This is a genomic window from Geomonas oryzae (assembly GCF_004117875.1).
GTDB classification, from domain to species: Bacteria; Desulfobacterota; Desulfuromonadia; order Geobacterales; family Geobacteraceae; genus Geomonas; species Geomonas oryzae.
Genome location: NZ_RAHW01000001.1, coordinates 323,763 through 342,232 on the forward strand (window position 1 = coordinate 323,763; position 18,470 = coordinate 342,232).

Genomic DNA, 18,470 nt, shown 5'->3' on the forward strand with positions numbered 1-18,470 from the left:
ACTCGGGGGTAGGAACTTTAACGAAAAATCGCCCCGTTGCGATTATTTTTGTCAAATTATCGACGCTTCAGTTTTTCCTCCAAAGCCGCGCGGATCCGGCACAGCCCCCCCTGCCAGTCGCCCGGGCGCTCCTGCCGGAAGATGCGCATGGACGGGTACCAGGGGGAGTCGTCCCGGTCGGCGAACCAACGCCAGTCACAGGAGTAAGGGAGCATGAGCCATACCGGCGCCCCCATCCCGCCGGCCAGGTGGGCCGCCGCGGTGTCGACGGTGACCAGAAGGTCGAGTCCGGCGACGATCGCCGCGCTGTCATCGAAATCCGCGATCCGGGGCGCGAGGTCGGCGGCAGGGAGCACCGCCGGATCGGGCGCCTCGCCAAGCTGCAGCGCATAGAAGGTCACCCCCTCCATATCGGCTAGAAGGGCGAACTCCTTAAAGGGGCAGGCGCGGTTTCTCGGCAGGGGACCGCCGCGCCAGACGAGGCCGACCCTGAGGCGCCCCTCGTCCTCCAGGACGAGGTCCCAGAGCGCCGCGCGCCGGGGGTGCGGGATGAGGTAGGGGCGCCACGGTGGCATCCGCTCGAGCGTGGTGCCAAAGAGGTGGGGGAGGCTCGCAAGCTGCACCTGGAGGTCGCAGACAGGGATCGCCTCACCCTTGGCGCAGACCGCGCTCACCCCGGGAACACGAGCGATGAGCGGCTTAAGAGACGGAAGCTGGCAGCGCACCACCACCCTCCCCCCACGCTCCGCTACGAGCGGGGCGTAGCGCACGAACTGCAGCGTATCGCCAAGCCCTTGCTCGCACTGCAAGAGGATGGTGCGCCCACGAAGCTCCTCGCCGCGCCAGACGGGGAGCGAAAGCTCGGGATCTTTCCCCGCAAGGCGCCACTCATACTCGCGCCAGCCACGCTCGAATGCACCTGTGGAGAGGAGGCTAAGCGCCAGGTTCCAGTGCCCTTCCTGATGTCCCGGCACCATGGCGAGGAGCTCCTCGTAGGTGGCAATGGCATCGTGGGGCTGCATCAGGTCCTGGTAGGCGGTCCCAAGGTTGATGCGTGCCTCCAGATAATGGGGGTCCCGGGCGATCGCCTCGCGGTACAGCGCAACCGCCTGTGCCGGCTCCTCGAGTACCTGGAGGCAGCAGCCCAGATTGACGTAGGCGGGAAGGTACCCCGGGTTCAGCTCCAGTGCGCGCTGGAACAGCGGAAGGGCGGCCTGGTGCGCGTCGCGCATCACAAATAGCGCGCCGAGGTTGTTGTAGGCGTCGGCAAGGCCGGGGTTCAGGTCCAGGGCGCGCCGGTAGCTCGCCTCCGCCTCGGCGCTGGCCCCCTGATCCTGCAGGGCGAGTCCCAGGTTGTTGTGCACCTCGGCTAGGTCGGGGCACCGGGCGAGCAGCGCGCGGTAGGCACGTACCGCGCCGTCGAGATTGCCTGCGTCCCGCAGGCGGTTACCCTCCCGGAAGATGAGGTTCGGGTCGAGGTCCGGACGGGGGGCGAGGAAAAGCTGTTCGGTCAGCGCGGGGACCACCGTCCCCCAATCCCCCGGTGCCTCCTGCCGATAGATGGTCACGCTCGGGTACCAGGGGGAGTCGGCGCGTCCGACGAGCCAGCGCCAGTCGCAGGAGAAGGGAAGCATGAGGTGCACCGGTTTACCCATCGCCGCCGCCAGATGCGCCACCGCAGTGTCTACCGAAACTACCGCGTCTAGCTGGTCGATGAGGGCGGCGGTGTCGGCGAAGTTCTTCAGGTCGGCGCTATAGTCGCGCAGCGCACCGCAGGAGCAAAGCAGGGCTACGTCTTCGGGAGAGGCGCCTAACTGCAGGTTGTAAAGCGTCACCCCCGGGATGCGGGCGAGCGGGAGGAGTTCCCGCACCGGCAGCGACCGGAAGCGGTCGTTCTTGTAACTGGCGCTCCCGGCCCACACGAGGCCGATCTTGAACCCTTCCTCGGGCGCGAGCCTGTCGCGCCAGGCTGCGACGCGCTCCCGGTCCGCCGAGATGGGAGGGGACTGCGCCGGGATGCTCGAAAGCGTGGTCCCCATGAGATGCGGCAGGCTCATAAGGTAGCACCAGGTGTCGAAGCGTGGGGGGGCGTCACCCGCCGCGACGAAGGTGATGCCGTCACCTTGTGCGGCGAAGAGCGGCAGGAGCTCGCGGCGACACTCGAGCAGGACCCGCTCGCCGCGCCGGGCGAGCAACTGGGCGTAGCGGAAGAACTGGATTGCGTCGCCGAAACCCTGTTCAGCGCGCACGAGGAGGATACGCCCGGCAAGCGGTGAGCCGTCCCACCCTCCTTCGGCCAGTCCGGCGCGCGGATCCTTCAGGCGCCATTCGTACTCGCGCCACCCCTCGGTGTAGTCGCCGGTAACGAGAAGGACGAGGGCCAGATTCCAGTGTGCATCCACGTTTTGCGGATCGACCGAAAGCGCCGCGCGCTGCGCGTCGATCGCCTCGTCGAAGCGGTTCAGCGCGAGGAGGGAACCGCCAAGGTTCACCCATCCCTTCACGTGCCCCGGATGCAGCTCCACAACCTTGCGGTAGCACTGCACCGCCCCCTCCCACTCCGCCTGGCGGCGCAGGGCGTGCCCCAGGTGGTAATAGGCGTCGACGTAGTTCGGATCGAGGGCTATGGCGTCGCAGTAACGCTCAACCGCCTCGGCGAAGCGGCCGAGCTTCAGCAGGGCGTTTCCCAGGTTCCCCTGCGCCTCCGGGTACTCCGGGCGCAACCCGAGCGCGCGCCGGTACGATGCCGCCGCCTCATCCGGTCGCCCCATCTCCTCCAGGATCACCCCCAGATTGTTATGCGCCTCGGCCAGGCCCGGAGCGAGCAAGGCGGCGCGGGAAAAAAGCTCGCAGGCCTCTACCAGGTCCCCCCGCTGTCGGGCGAGGACGCCGGAGAGGGTCAAAAGCTCGACGTTGTCGGGCTCCTCACGCAAAAGCGCAGCGCAAAGCTCACCCGCACGCTCGACGCGGTTTTCCGACAGCGCCTGGTTCAATTCGGTAAAACGGTCGGTCAAGGGATGTTCTCCTTATCGGCTTTAGCGGTGAGGGTTGCCAGCTCACGCGCCACCCGCTCGAGCACCTCCCCCCAGTCGCCGCGCCGCTTCTGCCTGAAAAGGCGCGCCGTCGGGTACCAGGGTGAGTCCTCCCGCTCCATGAGCCAGCGCCAGTCGCAGGCCGAGGGTAAAAGCACCCAGACCGGCACCCCCATCCCCCCGGCCAGGTGCGCCACCGCGGTATCGGCGGAGATGACGAGGTCGAGTTGGGCCACGATGGCGGCAGTGTCGGCGAAGCTTTTGATGCCGCCTCCGAGGTCGGTAAGCTCCATCCCCGGCGGCGGGTGGGCCGCCTGTTCGGCGCCGTCCCCCACCTGCAGCGCGCAGAGGCTCACGCCGGGAACCCCGGCGAGCGGCGCGAAGAGCGGCAGCGACAGCGAGCGTTTCAGGTCGTCCTTGTAGCTCTTCCTCCCGGCCCAGACGAGTCCCACGCGCAAGCCGACGCCTGGGATGCGGGGACGCCAGCGCTCGACGAGGAGCGGGTCCGCGAAGAGGTAGGGTATGTGCGCCGGCACGGTGGCGAGCTCGGTGCCGCACAGGAAAGGGAGGCTCATGAGCGAGGCGTGGCAGTCGAAGCGGGGTAAGGGGTCCTCGCGCAGGAGCACCCTCTCAACGCCCGGGACGCTGGCAAGGACCGCCGCGATTGGCGCCCCCTGGCACTGCACCAGCACGCGCCCCCCCTGTGCCGCGAGAAGCGGCGCGTAGCGCACGAACTGGAAGGTGTCCCCGAAGCCCTGCTCGGCATGAAGCAGGATGGTCCGCCCCGCAAGGGGGGAGCCGTCCCACGCGGGTGCCGGGAGTTCCTGGCGCGGGATGGGATCGATCTTCTCAAAGCGTGCCTCGTAGCCCAGCCAACCTTCGCGGTAGCGCCCGAGCTGCAGATCGATCAGGGAGAGATTCCAGCGGGCGTCGACGTAGGAGGGGTCGAGCTCCAGCACCCTGAGGTAGCAGGTGACCGCCTCCTCCACGCGCCCGAGGGCGCGGCTCGCCGAGCCCAAGTTGTTGAGGGCGTGCAGGTAATCTGGGTCGCGGGAGAGCGCGGTGCGGTAGCATTCCACCGCATCCTCCAGGCGTCCCTGGACCTGCAGGGTGATGCCGAGCGCGTTCCATGAGGGGAGATAACCGGGGTCCCTCGCCAGGATCGTGCGGAAGGTCTCCTCGGCACGCTCGAGGGCTCCCGTCTCGTGGTACAGCTCACCCAGGTTGTGCCGGGCAGCGAGGTAATCCGGAGCCGCCGCGATCGCTTTTTTGAGCGCGTGCAGCGCCTCTTCAAGCTTCCCTTGCGCCTTCAGGGCAAGCGCCAGGTTGTGCCAGGCCTGCGCGAGCGCCGGGTCGAGGGCCAGGGCGCGCCGGTAGCAGTCGATCGCTTCGCCGTTACGCCCGAGCGTGTAGAGGCTGTTCCCCATGTTGTAGTGGGGGGCGATGAAGTCCGGAGCGAGCCGGATCGCCTCCCGGTAGCGCTCGACCGCCTCACCCTGCCTCCCCGCCTCGTCAAGCGCGCACCCTTCGTTGTTTAGGAGCTCCGCTTGGGAGCCTTGGCTGACGACAGCTATGGGAGGGTTGACAGCGGGAGCCACGGGGTCGGTTCCCGCCGCGAGCGCGGTTAACTCCGCACGCAGGCGCGAAAGTACCCCATCCCAGTCGCCGGCCCGCTCCTGCCGGAAGAGACGCATGGTCGGGTACCAGGGGGAGTCCTCACGACCAGTCATCCAACGCCAGTCGGGGACGAAGGGGACCAGGAGCCAGACCGGGACGCCGAGCGCGCCGGCAAGGTGGGCGACGGAGGTGTCGACGGAGATGACGAGGTCGAGTAGGCTCAAAAGCGCTGCGGTATCGGCATAGTCATGGATCGCCTGGGTGAGGTCGGTCACCGGAAGAGGGAGGGCCCCGTCCTCCCCCATCTGCAGGGAATAAAAAGTCACTGGGGAAAGAGCGGCGAGTGCTGCGAGCGCAGACGACGGGAGCGAGCGGTTCAGGTCGTTATTGTGGGCCGGGTTGCCGCGCCAGACGAGGCCGACCCTGAGCGTCCCGTCCGCCCGGACCAGGGAGCGACAGCGCTCCAGGCGCACCGGGTCCACCTGCAGGTAAGGCACCCGGTTCGGGATGTTGCCGAGCTCGGTGCCGAAGATACCGGGGAGGTCCATGAGCGAGGCCTGCAGGTCGAAGCGTGGCAGTTCGTCACCGCCGGCAAAGGCTCCCGCCACCCCGTCCACGCTGCGCGCTATTTCGACGAGCGCTGGTGACTGCACCATAACGAGCAGACGTCCGCCGCTCCCGGCGACAAGCGGCGCGTAGCGCAGAAACTGCAGCGTATCCCCCGCCCCCTGCTCGCCCCACAAAAGGAGGGTCCGTCCGGCAAGGGGAGCGCCATCCCAGGCGGGAACACCCTCGAAGCGCCGTACCGGCGCGCCGCTGCTTTTTTTGAAGCGCCATGGGAACTCGCGCCACCCGGCGGCGAGGTCGCCGTGCATGAGCAGGAGTACGGCTAGGTTCCAGTGTGCGTCGCCGTGTTCCGGGGCGCGGCGCACCACCTCCCGTAACTCTTCCAGCGCCTCCTCGAAAAGCCCCAGCTCCTTGCAGGCGGTGGCTAGGTTGTAACGGGCCTTCACCAGCGAAGGGTCCAGGCGCAGCGCCTCCCGGTAGCCGGCCGCGGCGCCCGAGAGATCCCCTTCCATCTGCCGCGCGATCCCTATCGCCTCGTGCAGCAGGGGGGCTCCCCGCTCGAGGGCGAGGGCCGCCTCCAGCGCCTCGCGCGCCTCGGCCATCATCCCCATCTGCTGCAGCGCGCCGGCAAGGGCGTAATGCGGCTCCCAGCGCCCGTGCAGGAGCTGGGACGCCTTTGAGAGGCGCACCGTCGCCTCGCGCGGTTTGCCGGTAGCGGCCAAGAGGGCTCCGCAGAAGTAATGGGCTGTCCCGTCGAAGGGACGCCTGGCGAGGGCCCCCTCCCAGAAGGAAAGCGCCGCGCCGTCAAGCGCCGCACGCACCCTTTGCACCACTTCGCCCCACTCCCCCTGCCGCTTCTGGCGGAAAAGACGCATGGTCGGGTACCAGGGGGAATCCTCACGCGTGACGAGCCAGCGGTAGTCCCCCGCCATCGGGAGGAGAAGCCAGACCGGCTTGCCGAGCCCCCCGGCCAGGTGCGCCACCGAGGTGTCGACGGAGACGACGAGATCGAGCCCGGCGACGAGCGCCGCGGTGTCGCCGAAGTCGCGGATGCCGGCGGTCAGGTCGACGAGCCCCGGGCACTCATGGGCTTTCGTCCCCTCCTCCCCCACCTGGAGGGAGTAGAGCGTCACCCCGGGAACCTCGCCCAGGGGAGCGAGCTCCGTGATGGGGCAGCTGCGGAAGGGGTCGGGAAGCGGCTTGCCGGCCCAGACCAGCCCGACCTTCAGGGAAGGGTTTCCGGAGAGCTTCTCGCGCCAGCGGGCGAGCCGATCCGGGGGGGGCGCGAGGTACGGGACGCGGTCCGGGACGGTATCGAGTTCGGTGCCGAAGATGTGGGGGAGCGAGAGGAGCGGCGTCTCGAGGTCGAAATGGGGGAGTTCCCCTCCCATGACGCAGGTCTCGCTCACGCCGGGGATGGTCTCCATGATGGGAACGAGGGCGGCGGACTGGCACTCGGCGATGACGACGCCGCCCCGTTGCGCCACCATCGGGAGGTAGCGGGCGAACTGGATCGTGTCGCCGTACCCCTGTTCGCCGTGCACGAGGATGCGCTTTCCGTTCAACGGCGCGCCGTCCCAGGCGGGGACGTCGAAGGCGCGCCTGGGCGAGGTGAAGCTGTCGCGCTTCCAGCGCCACTGGTACTCGGACCACCCCTCTTTGAAGTCGCCGGCAAGGAGCAGGGCGAGGGCGAGGTTCCAGTGCGCGTCGGCATCATCGGGGCGGCGCCGCACCAGGTCGCGGAAGCAGGCGAGCGCACCCGCGAGGTCGCCCGAGCGCTGCAGGGCGCCTCCGAGGGCGATGGCGATTTCAGGCGCGTCCGGCATTCGCTCCAGCGCCAGGCGAAACTGCCGCGCCGCCTCGGCAAAGCGTCCGAGCCTGAAGAGGGTAGAGCCCATGTTGTTCAGGGCGATGGGGTTCCCCTCCCGCGCGGCGAGGGCCGCACGGTACTCGTCGAGCGCCTCTAACGGGCGACCCGTCTCGTCGAGGATCGCGCCCAGGTTGACGCGCGCGTCCACGGCCAGCGCCCCTCCCGCGGCGACCAGCGGGCGATAGATCTCCTCCGCCTCGGCCAGGCGGCCGGCGCGCTGCAGCTCCATGGCGCGGGCGAAGTCCCGTGCCGGGTCGGAAGCACCGGCCATGGATCAGGCCCCCTGCATGCGGGCAAGTTCCGCCCGGGTGGCGAGCTTGGTTGCGATGTAGTGGAACTGGCGTGCGGCGCCGTCCCAGGTGAGCCGCGTCATCTCCTCCGCCGCCAGCACCCCTTTCCCGGGGAGCTCGTGGCGGTTTCGGTAGACGCGCTCAAGCGTCTCGATCACCTCTTCCAGGACCGGTTCCTCCCACACCGCGCTCTGCACGCCGCCGCTTCCCACCACCATGGGGAGGTAGCGGGTAAGCGGGTAGGCGATGGAGGGGGTGATGACGTCGGCATGGCCCGAAGAATCCGAGGCGATCACGGTCCGGCCGCACGCCATGTATTCGCACATCACCATGTTGTTCCCCCCCTCGCAGCGGTTCGGGAAGAGCCCCACGTGGGTTTCGGAGAAGAGCCGGCGCATCATCGTGTTGTCCACCAGGGGGTGTACCAGGGTGCGGACCGGGTCGAGGCCGTTTTCCATGGCGCAGCGCCCGGGCAGGTTGAGGAAATCGACCTCGTCGTGGCGGTAGGTGATGAGGCGCGACGCCGCCATGGTGGCGAGGGAAAAGGGCCACTGGTTGGTCCAGCTGCAGGAAAGGTAGACGTCGGGGTGCCGCTGCATCATCACCTTCATGGCAGCGATGACGATGTCCTGCCCCTTTCTCAGTTCGAACTTGCCGCCGGAGAAGACGACGAAACGGTCCTCCGGGGGGAACGGCACCGGGAAGAAGTGTTGCGGGTCGATCCCCTGGAGGATGGTGCAGCAGTTCTTCACGCCGCCGCTCCTCAGCTGGTACTCGCACCATTTGGAGCCGGCGACGATGAAGTCCCAGTTTTTCGCCGCTTCTCGGGTGAAGTTCAGGATCTCGATATTATCCTCGAAGAAGCAGTAGCCGATGTTGATGGCGTCCCAGGCCTCCGGCATGCGGGGGGTCAGAGACCTCGACATGCAGTGCAGCGTGACCCCGGGGACCGGGGGAAGCTTGGCGATTTCGCGTTCCAGGTAGGTTCCGGCAACTCCCCAGCCGTGCATGGAGCCGCTGGGCATCGATACTTTCATGAATGGACCTCTCGTTGGTGATAGGACTGCCACAAGACGGCAGCAACTACCGTACCAGAAGGCAGGACATGGTGGTAATGCCCCGGAAATGCAGGCATTTTGTCAGCGGGAGGGGCTACGGGTCATTTCTTTGACAGCGGGAGTCAAGGTGGCGCGCCAGTCGGACGGGGCGGACGGGGTTGGAGGGGGCGGCTTGCTGGGCGCAGGGGGGCTACGGCTCGTTGCGCTCGCTTTGCTCGTTGAGGAGAACGATGTCGACGCGGCGGTTCTTGGCGCGACCGTCCGCATCGGTGTTGTCGGCCACCGGGCGGTACTCGCCGTACCCTGCGGCGGATATGTTGGCGGGATCGAAATCTTCCTGCTTCACCAGGTAGCGCAGCACGTTGGTGGCGCGCGCCGTGGAAAGCTCCCAGTTCGACGGGAAAGCGGCGGAGCTGATGGGAACGTTGTCGGTGTGCCCCTCGACACGCACGCCGTTGGAATAACTGGCGAGCGAGGCCATCACGTCGTTTAGGAGGGCGTAGGAGTTCTGCTTCAGGGTGGCGCTTCCGGAGTCGAAGAACCCCGCTTCCTTGAGACTCACCACGAGCCCGCGCTGGGTGACCGATACGGAGACCTTGTTCTGCGCCCCCACCTTCATCAGATAGGCCTCGATGGAGGCCTTGGTGGCCCGGAAATCCTGCTCACTGCCGCGGCTCTTGCCGCGCTTGGGGGCCTGGGTCATCTTGTGCATCGAGGGGATCACGCTCATGGAGCCGGTGTCGATCACGGTGGGCTTCGCGCCTGCGCTGGTGGTGCTGTACCCGAAGGATTCACGCATCGAGGCGAGCACCTCTTCCGCCTTCTTCTTGTCGGTCTGGCTCATGGCGTAGAGCGTCACGAACACCGCGAAGAGCAGGGTGATGAAGTCGGCATAGGAAACGAGCCAGCGCTCGTGGTTCGGTTCCTTCTCGTGTTCCTTCTTCTTAGCCATTTACTTCCCCTTCTTCTCCGCAGACTCATGCAGGTAGGCCCTGAGCTTCTGCTCGATGAAGTGGGGGTTCTCGCCGTTTTGAATGGCGATGAGCCCCTCGATGACCATCTCCTTCTGCAACAGCTCCTCCTTCAGGCGGATCTTCAGCTTGGTGCCGAAGGGGATGCAGAAGATGTTGGCGGTCATGAGACCGTAGATGGTTGCCACGAAGGCGACTGCGATACCGCCGCCGAGCTTGGACGGGTCGGAGAGGTTGCTCATGACGTGGATCAGGCCGAGCACGGCGCCGATGATGCCGATGGTCGGGGCGAAGCCCCCCGCCGCCTCGAAGACCTCGGCGCTGTGCTTGCCGTGCGACTCGAAGGAACCGAGCTCGATCTCCATGGTCTCCCTGAGCTTCTGCGGGTCGATGCCGTCGACGACGAGCGAGATCCCCTTCTTGGTGAAGGAGTCCTTCACCGTCTGGGCTTCCTGTTCCAGGGAGATGAGGCCGTTTCTGCGCGCCTTGGCGGCGTAGTTGATGATGTTCTTGATCACGCCTTCGGGGTCTTCCTTCGGGGGCATGAAGACCTTCTTCAGGTCCTTCACCGCGGTGAGCAGGATCGGCAGCGGGAAGCTGACGATGGTCGCCGCAGCGGTGCCGCCGAGCACGATGATGGCAGCGGTCGGCTGTATGAGAGCCGACATGTGCAGCCCCTCGAGTGCCGCGCCGCCAAAGACCGCGAAAAGTCCCAGCGTGATTCCGATTATGGTCGATAAATCCATAGTGGTTCCGGATCAACCTTGTGCGCTCCCGTCATCGGGAGGTTAGATCTTGCAGTTCGGGTGGTAGCGCTCCGCGTCCCTTCTGCGCAGGTAGCGGCGGGCGACGCTCGACGAAGCCTGCCGGAACACGTGCGCCTTGAAGGTCGCGATCCGGTCGATCACCACTCGCGCCGGTTCCAGCACGAGGTAGCGGTTGCCGTTGGAAAGGGTGATGTGCGTGTCCGGGGTCTCCGTGATGATCTCGATCAGGTCCGGGTTCAGGTACATCTCGGTGCCGTCGCGTGTTGTCACCTTGATCATGCGCTCCCCCACGGGCGAAGTTCCTAATACTGCCGATAGTGTTTTATTCGGACGTGCAGCGGAAAGCTTTAGCGCTAACCGCCGCCGCATCGAAAAAAGGAACGAAAAGGGCCGGACGAGCCATCTGCTCGCCCGGCCCATGACGGCGCAGGGGCGCGTCCCCCGCTAGCTCATGTAGTCCAGAAGCGAAAGCTGGCTAAGCTTGGCCGTTGAGGAAAGCGCCGCGTTGAAGGCGGTGGTCTGCTGGGACAAAAGCACCCCTGCCTTCGCGTAGTCCACGTTCTGGATGTCGCCGAAGACGGTCTTCAGCGTGTTCTGGTTGTTGGTGATCATGTTCTTCATGTTGTCCAGGCGCACGAGCCTCCCACCCACGTCGGAAAGCGCCACGTTGACCTGGTCCGCCCCCGCCTTCAGGTTCTTCACCCCGTCGAGGATCCCCGCGCTGTCCTTGTTGCCGATCGCCGTGATGAGGGCGTCGATGGAGCCCAGGATGTCGATCGGTCCCTGTCCCGCGGTGGAGCCGCTCCCGACCGTTGCCGGCGGTTTGCCGCCGCGCAACAGGTCCGCCCCGCTCACGGTGGCCCCCACGTAGCTGTTCGGGGAGACCTCGACCTTCAGGATATCGGTGGTGCCGCTGAAGGCGCCCGTGGCATCGAAGGGCTGGCTGGTCGAGTAGCCGCCGAAGACGTACTGGTCCCCGAGGCGGGTGTTCCCCATGTCGATCAGCTGGCTTTTGAGCTGGGTGAGGTTGGTGATAGCGCTCGCCGTGGTGGTCGCGTCGAGGGTCCCGGTCACCATGTCCCCGGAGATCTTCTTCACCTGCTGCATCAGGTCCGCCATGCTGGAGAGGGCGGTGTTGGAGACGTTCAGCAGGGTCTCGGTCTTCGTGATGTTGGAGCTGTACTGGTTGCCGGCGTCGATCTGCTCCTGCAGGTCGAGCAGTTGCCTTGTAGAGAGCGGATCGTCGCTGGGGCGGTTGATGTTGTAGCCGGAGGCGAGCTGCTCCTGGAGCTGGTCGATGGCGCTGCGCCCCTGCTGCAGGTTGTAGATCGCGTTGTCGGCGCTCATGCCGGGCGTTATTCTCATGACGGTCTCCTATCGCACCATGCCGAGGATGGTGTCGAGCATGTCGCTTCCCGCATTGACCACCTTGGCGGCACCCTGGAAGGCGCGCTGGTACTTGGTGAGGTTCAGAAGTTCCTCGTCGAGCGAGACCTCGGAGTTCGAGGCGCGCAGGGCGTTCAGCTGTTTCAAAAAGGCGGCGTTCTGCGTGGTCACGTTCTGCACCCCCTCGGTATCCACCCCCACCTGGGAGACCATGGAGTTGTAGAAGTTGCCGAAGGTCGCGTTGCCGGTGCTGAAGGCCAAGCTCGTGCTCGAGAGGTTGGCGAGCTTCAGGGCGTTCACGTTGTTGCCGCTGCTGGTCGGCACCGGGTCGCTCGCGGTCGGCAGGGCGGCGGCGATTTTCACCGCGGAGATCCCCGAGTCGAGCGCGATGCCCTTCGCGGTTACCCCGGAGGCGTCGAAGAAGTCGTTGCCGGTCGTCCCGTCCAGGGCGTAACCGGCCGCGTGCAGCGTGTTCACCTGGGTGACCACCTGGTTCGCCATCTCGTCGAGCATGGAGCGGTACTTGGGAACGATGCTGTCCCTGACCTGCATGGTGCCGCCGAGCTTTCCGCCGATCGCGGCGCCGTCCCCCACCGTGGCGACGACGGTGTCCGTTCCCGGCGCGTTGGCGGGAGGCGGGTTGCCGAGCCCCGAGATCATGATGTCGTTCGCGGCGGGCGTACCGGTCGCGTTGGTGTAGAGGGTGGCGTATTTGGTGCCGGCGACCAACTGGGCGCCCCCGGCGAGGGTCACCGAGGCGGTGCCGTCGTTGCCGACGCTGGTCGAGATGCCGGTCTGCTCGGAGAGCTTTCTGAGCAGGAGGTCGCGCTGGTCGAAGAGCTCGTTGGCGTTCCCCCCGACCGCGTTGGTGGCGAGGATCTGCTGGTTCACCAGGGCGAGGTTCCTCGCGTTGTCGGTCACCTCGGCGGTGATGCCGACCAGGTTCTGGTCCGCGGTGGAGGCGATCGAGGTGAGGCTCGAGTCGGCCTGGTGGAAGCTGTCCACCATGATCTGGCCCCGGGTCAGCACCGCCTGCCTTTCGGCCGCCCCGGAGGGGTTCACCGAGAGGTCCTGGAAGGCGCCGAAGAAGTTGGTCACCGCGGTGCCGAGCCCGTCGGAGGTGAGCGAGTTGAAGCTCGCCTCGATCTGCTCGAGGGACGACTGCTGGGCGAGGCTCTCCTGGTAGCCGCTGTTCGCGTTCACGAGCTGCAACTGGAGCATGCTGTCGTAGGAGCGTTGCACCGAAGCGACCTCGACCCCGGTCCCGAGCGGGAAGCCGTTCGCCGTGGTCACCGGCTTGTTCTCCATGATCACGCGCTGCCTGGAGTACCCCTCGGTGTTGACGTTGGCGATGTTTTCGCCGGTAACCTCAAGAGCGAGACGCTGCGCCGTGATACCGGAGGAGGCTATGTCGAAGATGGTGTTGAGGCCCATGCTAGATCTCCTTGCTGACGAAGCCGGAGGTGCCGCGTCCGCCGTTCACGAAGGCGCCCGCGACGCCGTAGGTGTGGCCGGGGTTGAAGATGCGGTTGAAGAAGTTCACCGAATTTCCCACCACGTTCAGGGAGTCCTCGATGAGGCGCCGGTGCAGGGCAAGCGCCCCCTGCAGGGCCTTCGCGTTGCCGGTAACCGACTGCTGCGCCTCGGCAAGCGCCCGCTTTTGCGCGGCGCCCACGCGCTCGATGATCGGCGAGAGCGTCTGGTTCCCCGGCATGCCGAGCTCGGCCCCGACCGACGCGATCATGAGCCGGCACTGCTCGGAGAGCTTCGCCAGGCGCTCCATCCCCGCCGCGATCTCCTGCTGGTTCTCCTCCATCCTCGCGAGGTCCAGCGAGATCATGCAGCTCTCCTCCTCCTTGAGAAGGGCCTGCAACTGGTCCAGAAGTATCCCCTTCTCGCACAGGGCCGCTATCAGTTCCGCTATGCTGCGATCCATCACTTCCCCCTTAACGCGACTTTCCGTACGCGTCCATCATCTTCTGCGCCAAAACGGAGGGGTCCACGCGGTAGCCTCCGCTCTGCAGGTTCTGTTTGGCAAGCGCCACCCGGTCGAGTCTCACGTCCGGCATGGCCGCCACCTCGTCCTTGAGCGTCTGCAGCTCCCTCGCCTTCTGGGAGATCTCCACACGGTCGATGCTGATGACCCGCCCGGCCGGACGGGAGCCCTGGACCGCCTGGGCCTGCTGATTTTCGTTGCGGACCTGCTGGGAGCGGTTAAGGTCGACTACGTAGGCAGAGCCTTCAATCCGCATCGTGCACCCCCTTAGCCGGAGCCGGTGCGCCGTAAGCGCGAGAGAGTTCCCTCTCTATGGTCTTTGCCAGTCCTATGCCGCCTCCCTGCACCGCGGCGTTGGCGTACTCCTGGTCGAGCAGGGAGCGGAAGGTCTCTTCACCCTTGCCGCCGCCGGTGAGAGTGTCCTTCCCCACCGTGTCCCGCATCGACTTGAGCATCATGGCGACGAACATCGCCTCGAAGTCGCGCGCCACCTTGCGGATCTGCTCGGGGTTTTGCTCCTGCTTCCCCTTTTGCGCCCTCAGGTCCGCGACCGGCAGCGTGTTGTCCGGTATCGGCTTAAGCTCCATGCGGCTCTCCTACATCACGCTCAGCTCGGCGTTTAGGGCGCCGGCCGCCTTGATCGCCTGCATGATCCCCAAAAGATCGCGCGGGGTGACCCCCAGGGTATTCAAGCCCCGTACCACATCGCCCAGGTTCGCCCCCTCCCTGACGAGGGAGAGGTTCACCTTCTCCTCGGCCACCTTCAGGTCGGTCCTCGGCACCACGACGGTGGTCCCCCCCTTGGACAAGGGGGCGGGCTGGGAGACCTTCGGGGTCTCCTTGACGACGACGGTCAGGTTGCCGTGGGAGACCGCCACCGTCGAGATGCGGACGTTCTCGCCCATGACGATGGTACCGGTCCGCTCGTTCATGACCACCTTCGCGGTCACGTCGGGGTTCACGTCGAGGCGCTCCAGATCGGCCACGAACTCGACGACGCGGTTTTGGTAGTCCGCGGGAATCGCGACCTGTACGCTGCCCGGATCGGTGAGCGAGGCGGACCCCTGGAAGCGCCCGTTGATGGCGGAAGCGATGCGGCTCGCCGTGGTGAAATCGGACTGGTGCAGGTTCAGCTTCAGCACCGAACGGTTCGCGAGCACGTTCGGGAGCTCCCGCTCCACGAGGGCCCCCTCGGGGACCGTGCCGGCGGTGGGATGGTTCTTCACCGCGCTGGCCGCCTGGCCGCCGTAGGAGAACGAGTTGGTGAGCACCGGTCCCTGCGCCACCGCGTAGACCTGCCCGTCGGCGCCCTTCAGGGGTGCCATCATGAGCGTGCCGCCGGCGAGGCTTTTCGCGTCACCCATCGAGGAGACCAGCACGTCGAGCCGGTTCCCCTGCTTCGCGAAGGGGGGGAGGTCCGCGGTCACCATGACGGCCGCCACGTTTTTCACCGTGATGTCGCCGCGGTTCACCGTGAGCCCCAGCCGCTCCAGGGCGCCCACCAGCGACTGCACCGGGAACTTGGTCTGGTCCGAATCGCCCGAGCCGTTCAGGCCGACCACCAGGCCGTAGCCGATGAGCTGGTTCTGGCGCACGCCGTCGAAGGCGGCGATGTCCTTGATGCGCGCCCCGAGGGCGACCCCGGGGAGGAGCAAAAAGACGAGGAGCGCGAAAGAGTATTTTGATAAAAGGTTAATTTTCAAGCGGTTCACCTAACCCTTTTCGGTGCGCCGTGTCGGAAACTTGACACAAAACGTCAATTCCCGCACACGCCGCCCCCCTAGAACGGCCACACCTTGTCCAGCACGTTCATGAGCCACCCCGGTTTCTGCCGGTCCGAGATGACCCCCTTGCCGGAGTAGGAAATCCTGGCATCGGCGATCAGGGCCGAATTCACCGTATTGTCGGCGCTGATGTCGCGCCCGCGCACCGTGCCGGTCAGCACGATCACCTGGTCCTCGTTGTTCACCTTTACGTTGCGCCTCCCCTCGATGAGGAGGTTGCCGTTGGGGATCACGTCGACCACCTTGGCCGAGATGGTCGCCTGAAGGGTCTCCTGCCGCGAGGTGGAACCGGCGCCGTCGAACTTGGAGCTGTTGCTTACGCTCAAAAGGTTCGCGAGGTCGGCCCAGGTCTTGATCGGCGTCTTCTCGAGCCCCAGAAGCTTCGGGATGCCGGCGCTCATGGAAGAGTCGCGCGAGGTGCCGGTGGCCGCCTTCTTGCTGGCGCTAGCGTTTTCCGAGATGACCACGGTGACGATGTCACCGCGCCTTCTCGCCTTCACGTCCTCGGCGAGCCCCGTCGAGGAGGCCTGCCAGAGCGATCCCGAGGCGTAGTTCATCTGCGGCGCCGGGATCTGCTGGTCGAAGGTCGGTGTGGTCACCTCGGCGCTCTCGTGGGCGCACCCGGCAAGCCACAAAAGCGGCAGGCACAGGGCCGCCGCCTTCAATATTTGAGAGCCGGTGCTCTTCTTGCGGTTCATCAGAAATCCACCTTCACCGTGGTCGCGTCAACCACCCGCGCCGCGATCTCCTTCTGCGAGGAGAGGTTCTGCACCGTGATCAGGTCGCCCGGGGCGCCCGGCCCCTTGGCCCGTCCCGTCGCGGTGATGCGCACCACGTCGTTCTCGGCCACGATGGTCACCACCTGGCCGCTCTTGACGACGGGCACCTTCTCGAGGTTGTCCTTTCTTACCGGGGCGTTGGCCCTCATGGTGCTCTTCACCCTGAGCCCTACCGCCTCGTCGATGTTGTTGAAATAACGCCCCTGCACCTGGGCCAAGTCACGTTTCGCGACGGCGAGATCCGAGGGGGCCAGCACCTCGCCCCGCTCCAGGGTGCGCGCCGCCACCACCATGTCGGCCAGCGCCTCGACATCGACGAGCACGGTCTGGTTCCGCTTCACCTGGTCGTCGACCCGCACCACGAGGGCCACCGAGGCGCTTCCGTACCCCTCCCAGCGCTCCGGGGCCACCACGTCGAAGGTCACCTTCCCGGCGGGGAGCTTCAGGTCCCCCTGGTAATTGATCTTCTTCACGGTGACCTGGGCGTTCAGGGGGGCGGCTTTCTGCATCAGGTAGTCGGTGATCGCCCCTTTCACCGTCGCCTCGGTGACGAGGTTGACGGGGGCCGGCACGGCGGCGCGGGCGATCCCCGGCATGGGGAGTGCGAGGAGCGCGAGTGCGAACAGGAACGCGCGCATCAGAGGTTACCTCTTGAGCGCTGCGGCCTGCTGCAGCATGTCGTCGGAGGCCTGGATCGCCTTCGAGTTGATCTCGTAGGCGCGCTGGGAGACGATCATGCTTACCATCTCTTCCATGACGCTCACGTTGCTCTGCTCGATGTACCCCTGGTCGAGGGTGCCGAGGCCGTTTTGTCCGGCGGTGCCGGTGGTCGCGTTACCCGAGGAGTCGGTGGGGAGGAAGAGGTTCTTGCCGATGGCGTTCAGGCCCGCGGGGTTGGTGAAGGAAGCGAGCTGGATGGTGCCGACCGTGGTCGCCGCGGTCTGTCCCGCCTGCTGCACCGAGACGGTGCCGTCGTTCCCTATGTTGATGCTGGTCGCGTTGCTGGGAATGACGATCTCCGGGACGATGGGCTGCCCGTCCGAGGTGACCACGCGTCCCTGGCCGTCCTTCTTGAGGGAACCGGCGCGGGTGTAGGCGGTGGTGCCGTCGGACTGCTGCACCTGGAGGAAGCCGTCCCCCTCGATGGCGACGTCGAGTTCGTTGCCGGTGTGGACGATGGTCCCGGTGGTGAAGATCTTGGAGACCGAGCCGGGGCGGACGCCCAGGCCCACCTGGATGCCGGTCGGGATGGTGGTGGTGTTGGTGGCCGGTGCGCCGGTGGTCTTCTCGGTCTGGTACATGAGGTCCTGGAAGTCGGCGCGGCTTTTCTTGAAGCCGGTGGTGCTGGAGTTGGCCAGGTTGTTGGCTACCACGTCTATGTTCAGCTGCTGAGCCTGCATCCCGGATGCGGCGGTCCAAAGCGCTCTTATCATCTCTTTCTCCTTAACGGCTTGACGGCTTTAACGGCCGTTCAACGTTCAGCGTTCAACGTTCGACGACTGAACCTTTTTTGACTTCTTAATCGTGACTTGTGAAATTCCCGCCGCCGCGTTGAAGGGGGCCGAAACCGTACTCGTGTCGAACGTTGAACGTCGAACGTTGAACGGTTTCTAGACCTTCCCAAGATCGTTAGCCGCGCGGTTGTTCATGTCGTCGTAGGTCTTCACCGCCTTGGCGCAGATCTCGAAGTAGCGGCTCGCCTCGATGAGACGCGACATCTCCACCACCGCCTTCACGTTGGAGGTCTCCAGGTACCCCTGCTTGACCCCGGCGGTCGAGGCGATGGTCGCGGCCTGCGGATCGCTCGGCCGGAAGAGGCCGTTGCCGAGCTTCTCCATGGCGTAAGGCTTCGGGAAATCGACCGTGGCGATGGTGCCGACCGTGTTGACCGTAGTCTGCCCCGGCTGCTGCACCGATACCGTGCCGTCGTTGCCGATCTCCACCTTGCCGCCGTTCACGGTGATGGGACCGCCCGCCCCCTGCACCTCGTAGCCGTCCGCGGTTACGAGCCGCCCCGTGGGGCTTAGGTGAAAACTCCCCTGCCTGGTGTAGGCGGTCCCCTGCGGCGTGTTCACCACGAAGAAGCCGTCACCCTCGAGCGACACGTCGAGCGCGTTGCCGGTCTGCTGCAGCGCGCCGGAGGAGAAGTCGGTGGAGTAGCGGTCGTTGCTGAAGACCGGCCCGTCTGTCGAATTTTTGACATTGGCGAGGACACTCTCGAACTGGATGCGGTCCGCCTTGAAACCGGTGGTGTTCGCGTTGGCGAGGTTGTTGGAGACCACGTCAAGCCTGCGCTGGGCGGAAAGGTTGCCGGTGAGGGCTGCGTACATGCCGCTGTTCATCTTGTCTCTCC

At 66.0% G+C, this 18,470-nt stretch carries 16 protein-coding genes; all 16 read right to left on the bottom strand.

Features of this window, described 5'->3' with window-relative positions; genetic code table 11:
* Nucleotides 1-56: 56 nt before the first annotated feature.
* Nucleotides 57-3,014 (bottom strand): tetratricopeptide repeat protein, encoded by a 2,958-nt coding sequence (locus tag D6Z24_RS01450; RefSeq protein WP_129124760.1) that lies wholly within the window; start codon nucleotides 3,012-3,014, stop codon nucleotides 57-59.
* Complete coding sequence (locus D6Z24_RS01455) at nucleotides 3,011-7,357, bottom strand: tetratricopeptide repeat protein (RefSeq protein ID WP_129124761.1); 4,347 nt, start codon at nucleotides 7,355-7,357, stop codon at nucleotides 3,011-3,013. The genes D6Z24_RS01450 and D6Z24_RS01455 overlap by 4 nt, the downstream gene beginning before the upstream one ends.
* A gap of 3 nt (nucleotides 7,358-7,360) precedes the next feature.
* Entirely contained in the window at nucleotides 7,361-8,413 is a 1,053-nt protein-coding gene (locus D6Z24_RS01460) for a glycosyltransferase family 4 protein (protein ID WP_129124762.1), read from the bottom strand.
* Nucleotides 8,414-8,624: 211 nt separating this feature from the next.
* Nucleotides 8,625-9,386: an OmpA/MotB family protein gene (locus D6Z24_RS01465; RefSeq protein ID WP_129124763.1), complete on the bottom strand. Its 762-nt coding sequence runs from the start codon at nucleotides 9,384-9,386 to the stop codon at nucleotides 8,625-8,627.
* Complete coding sequence (locus D6Z24_RS01470; RefSeq protein ID WP_129124764.1) at nucleotides 9,387-10,151, bottom strand: flagellar motor protein; 765 nt, start codon at nucleotides 10,149-10,151, stop codon at nucleotides 9,387-9,389.
* Between the two features lie 42 nt (nucleotides 10,152-10,193).
* A complete protein-coding gene (locus tag D6Z24_RS01475; protein ID WP_129124765.1) occupies nucleotides 10,194-10,451 on the bottom strand; it encodes a flagellar FlbD family protein in 258 nt (85 codons plus the stop codon).
* A 165-nt stretch (nucleotides 10,452-10,616) separates the two neighbouring features.
* Nucleotides 10,617-11,537 carry a flagellar hook-associated protein FlgL gene (gene flgL / locus D6Z24_RS01480; protein ID WP_129124766.1) on the bottom strand — a complete coding sequence of 307 codons (921 nt, stop codon included), beginning with the start codon at nucleotides 11,535-11,537 and terminating at the stop codon, nucleotides 10,617-10,619.
* A 9-nt stretch (nucleotides 11,538-11,546) separates the two neighbouring features.
* Nucleotides 11,547-12,992, bottom strand: coding sequence for a flagellar hook-associated protein FlgK (flgK, locus tag D6Z24_RS01485; RefSeq protein WP_129124767.1), 1,446 nt, complete (start codon nucleotides 12,990-12,992; stop codon nucleotides 11,547-11,549).
* A 1-nt stretch (nucleotide 12,993) separates the two neighbouring features.
* Nucleotides 12,994-13,494, bottom strand: a complete 501-nt coding sequence (locus D6Z24_RS01490; RefSeq protein WP_129124768.1) for a flagellar protein FlgN — start codon at nucleotides 13,492-13,494, stop codon at nucleotides 12,994-12,996.
* A gap of 10 nt (nucleotides 13,495-13,504) precedes the next feature.
* Nucleotides 13,505-13,810: a flagellar biosynthesis anti-sigma factor FlgM gene (flgM, locus tag D6Z24_RS01495; protein WP_129124769.1), complete on the bottom strand. Its 306-nt coding sequence runs from the start codon at nucleotides 13,808-13,810 to the stop codon at nucleotides 13,505-13,507.
* Nucleotides 13,800-14,141 (bottom strand): rod-binding protein, encoded by a 342-nt coding sequence (locus D6Z24_RS01500; protein ID WP_129124770.1) that lies wholly within the window; start codon nucleotides 14,139-14,141, stop codon nucleotides 13,800-13,802. The genes flgM and D6Z24_RS01500 overlap by 11 nt, the downstream gene beginning before the upstream one ends.
* Before the next feature lie 9 nt (nucleotides 14,142-14,150).
* Complete coding sequence (locus D6Z24_RS01505) at nucleotides 14,151-15,251, bottom strand: flagellar basal body P-ring protein FlgI (protein WP_129125399.1); 1,101 nt, start codon at nucleotides 15,249-15,251, stop codon at nucleotides 14,151-14,153.
* 83 nt (nucleotides 15,252-15,334) lie between these two features.
* Nucleotides 15,335-16,003 carry a flagellar basal body L-ring protein FlgH gene (locus D6Z24_RS01510; protein ID WP_162605071.1) on the bottom strand — a complete coding sequence of 223 codons (669 nt, stop codon included), beginning with the start codon at nucleotides 16,001-16,003 and terminating at the stop codon, nucleotides 15,335-15,337.
* Between the two features lie 32 nt (nucleotides 16,004-16,035).
* Nucleotides 16,036-16,755 carry a flagellar basal body P-ring formation chaperone FlgA gene (flgA, locus tag D6Z24_RS01515; RefSeq protein ID WP_129124772.1) on the bottom strand — a complete coding sequence of 240 codons (720 nt, stop codon included), beginning with the start codon at nucleotides 16,753-16,755 and terminating at the stop codon, nucleotides 16,036-16,038.
* A 6-nt stretch (nucleotides 16,756-16,761) separates the two neighbouring features.
* Entirely contained in the window at nucleotides 16,762-17,550 is a 789-nt protein-coding gene (flgG, locus tag D6Z24_RS01520) for a flagellar basal-body rod protein FlgG (RefSeq protein ID WP_129124773.1), read from the bottom strand.
* A 177-nt stretch (nucleotides 17,551-17,727) separates the two neighbouring features.
* Nucleotides 17,728-18,459: a flagellar basal-body rod protein FlgF gene (flgF, locus tag D6Z24_RS01525; protein ID WP_129124774.1), complete on the bottom strand. Its 732-nt coding sequence runs from the start codon at nucleotides 18,457-18,459 to the stop codon at nucleotides 17,728-17,730.
* Nucleotides 18,460-18,470: the final 11 nt, after the last annotated feature.

Excerpts from the sequence above, each read along its gene's own strand:
- D6Z24_RS01455 (WP_129124761.1), bottom strand. The coding sequence starts at position 7,357 with ATGGCCGGTGCTTCCGACCCGGCACGGGACTTCGCCCGCGCCATGGAG.
- D6Z24_RS01460 (WP_129124762.1), bottom strand. The coding sequence starts at position 8,413 with ATGAAAGTATCGATGCCCAGCGGCTCCATGCACGGCTGGGGAGTTGCC.
- D6Z24_RS01465 (WP_129124763.1), bottom strand. The coding sequence starts at position 9,386 with ATGGCTAAGAAGAAGGAACACGAGAAGGAACCGAACCACGAGCGCTGG.
- D6Z24_RS01470 (WP_129124764.1), bottom strand. The coding sequence starts at position 10,151 with ATGGATTTATCGACCATAATCGGAATCACGCTGGGACTTTTCGCGGTC.
- D6Z24_RS01475 (WP_129124765.1), bottom strand. The coding sequence starts at position 10,451 with ATGATCAAGGTGACAACACGCGACGGCACCGAGATGTACCTGAACCCG.
- flgL (WP_129124766.1), bottom strand. The coding sequence starts at position 11,537 with ATGAGAATAACGCCCGGCATGAGCGCCGACAACGCGATCTACAACCTG.
- flgK (WP_129124767.1), bottom strand. The coding sequence starts at position 12,992 with ATGGGCCTCAACACCATCTTCGACATAGCCTCCTCCGGTATCACGGCG.
- D6Z24_RS01490 (WP_129124768.1), bottom strand. The coding sequence starts at position 13,494 with ATGGATCGCAGCATAGCGGAACTGATAGCGGCCCTGTGCGAGAAGGGG.
- flgM (WP_129124769.1), bottom strand. The coding sequence starts at position 13,810 with ATGCGGATTGAAGGCTCTGCCTACGTAGTCGACCTTAACCGCTCCCAG.
- D6Z24_RS01500 (WP_129124770.1), bottom strand. The coding sequence starts at position 14,141 with ATGGAGCTTAAGCCGATACCGGACAACACGCTGCCGGTCGCGGACCTG.
- flgA (WP_129124772.1), bottom strand. The coding sequence starts at position 16,755 with ATGCGCGCGTTCCTGTTCGCACTCGCGCTCCTCGCACTCCCCATGCCG.
- flgG (WP_129124773.1), bottom strand. The coding sequence starts at position 17,550 with ATGATAAGAGCGCTTTGGACCGCCGCATCCGGGATGCAGGCTCAGCAG.
- flgF (WP_129124774.1), bottom strand. The coding sequence starts at position 18,459 with ATGAACAGCGGCATGTACGCAGCCCTCACCGGCAACCTTTCCGCCCAG.